The sequence below is a fragment of the Endozoicomonas sp. ONNA2 genome (genome assembly GCF_024606365.1).
Lineage (GTDB): Bacteria > Pseudomonadota > Gammaproteobacteria > Pseudomonadales > Endozoicomonadaceae > Endozoicomonas.
Genome location: NZ_JAHHPO010001099.1, coordinates 1 through 2,127 on the forward strand (window position 1 = coordinate 1; position 2,127 = coordinate 2,127).

At 43.8% G+C, this 2,127-nt stretch carries 2 protein-coding genes; one reads left to right on the forward strand and one right to left on the reverse strand.

Translation table 11 applies throughout. From position 1 onward, the window contains the following. Positions 1-81 precede the first annotated feature (81 nt). A complete protein-coding gene (locus KDK14_RS19610) occupies positions 82-429 on the forward strand; it encodes a hypothetical protein (protein WP_257266903.1) in 348 nt (115 codons plus the stop codon). A 623-nt stretch (positions 430-1,052) separates the two neighbouring features. Here KDK14_RS19610 and KDK14_RS19615 read toward each other — a convergent pair. Further along, the gene (locus tag KDK14_RS19615; protein WP_257266904.1) at positions 1,053-1,880 is read right to left on the reverse strand and encodes a hypothetical protein; all 828 of its coding nucleotides are present in this window, start codon (positions 1,878-1,880) and stop codon (positions 1,053-1,055) included. Positions 1,881-2,127 lie beyond the last annotated feature (247 nt).

Here is a 2,127-nt window from a genome sequence, read left to right on the forward strand (position 1 = left end):
TTAAAAGCCGATCTCGACAAGTAGGGGGAGTCTGCCCCCTGTTTGGACGCTTACGAATGGACAACTGAGCCAGTGGAAAGAATGAACCGGTTTATTGATGACAATGTTCGGCGCACAATTGCTCAGGCCGCTGGAATTATTGTCTGTTCAGACCCCTGCCACAAGGGTTGCAGGGCTGATCAGGGCAAAGGCATCACTTATGGCATTCATAACAGCTGGTATGATCTCCACCAGGTAGAGATTCCGGCCGGCATGACGCTGCTGGAAAAGATGCAGTACAGGCATGACCCATCGCTGCCAAGCCCGGCAACACAACAGGCATTGGAGCAAGAGGTGCAGCGGCTGAAGAGCCAGGGAATACGAATGAACTCAGGGACCTTGACGCAGAAAACACTGACTTCGTCGAAAGCGCAGTCAGTGCTGAAATAGCGGGGTATTGCCGTGGTTTGTGAGAAGCGTCCCTACTGTACCGACGATGACCGGCAGCTAGAGAAAGTAATGTTCGTACCGAAGCAGATACCTGAATTCGCGCGTTCACGACCAGAAAATCAGCCTGACACAGACCAAGGCTTTTCGTGTCAAATCCTTTGAACCCAAGGTCGCAGGAACCCAGTGCCAAGTCTTGATTGTGCAAATATATTTTTCATCATCATAAACGACAATAGTTATGCATAATGAAAGATTTGGCCACAGCTCTTCGACCTGGTCACAGATTTTTTTTACAGTTTTTTTTTGTTCAATTAACCAGGAAAGAGCCGTACAAGGCAGCAGTATGAAGACAGGCATTACCATACTAAATGGAAAACTATTCCTTGCAATAGGGGGCGGACCATATATGACCCCGGCTTCTGCTGAAAGGACGGTTGATCAATATTTAACCGGTTATTCCCAACCCGCATAACTAAAAGGCTGGCTTTAACCCCTAACCGTTTATCCACAATCTTTTCCACACAAATTCCGGATAACTGAAACAGGGGATAAAAATCCCAAACTCATGTACAGCAACGGGTTATCACCAACTATTGACAGTATAAACACAACCTGTCAACAACTTATCCACTGATTGTCGTGGCTTGTCTTAACTCTTCAGGCACCTTTAACATGTCAAGATATTCAGTAGGAAGCTCATCGTAAAAAAACATATTTTTATATCCTTTTGCATTTTTTAACCCCTCCAGAGAGTGGCCGTGTATCAAGCGTGGAGCAAGTATCAGAACATCCTCTTCATGAAGGCCCATATTGTATAAATGGCCTCCATTTTCCAGTGACTGTAATCCATACACTTCATCCTCCACCTGCCTGTCTAGCTTGGTGAGGACACTTTCAGGCAATTTGCCTTTGAGAATGACCAGATTGCCATACCCCCAACAAACGGATTGAGGAGAGAGCCTCAACTCACAAGTGGTATTGTAATCAAATCCCAGAACGTGATTTTTGATGGATAACAAATTTGCAAAGGCCTGCTTCAAGAGGACAGGCGACTGTATTTGTTGCTGCAAATTGGTATATGCAGCATAGATCAAAGCGTTGACATTACTTTCTTGATCTCGCATTTGATCCAATATCAAAAGAATTAATGATGCGGGTATGTGATTTTTAGTAGCTATTTCCTTTATTCTATCGAAGAAGTCAGACTTTTCCTGAAACGACAATGCAATCCCATCTTTCACAAACGTACATTTAAAAAAATATAATTGGTCCTCCCTCGGTTCGATCTTGATATCATATAGAGGGATATTTTCCTGAAACATCAATTTTTTTATTTTCTCAACATCATATATCAAGTTTTTCCGGTCATACTGCGCAGTAGTTTCAAAATTAAAGAAGCCCTTTCTACACAGGGCTTCCGCTGATAAAAGCTGCTGATCCTCAACAAGCATTGATTGATAAGCTTCAGCAACCGTGGGTGACGCATGGGCAACGAATGTATCATGGTAGGTGGAAAACCAGTCATCAAGATAGGCTTTCTTGTCTGTGACTTCCTCTTCTGTAGTTTCCGCGCAGGTAAAATCACTCAGGAATGAAAAATCATCTTGATTAAGGGGGCGAGCAAATAAACTGGTGGGAGCGACTTCAGGGCGATAGAATCGGCCTTACGATCGTTCCAATCAAGGCTAATTTAAACGA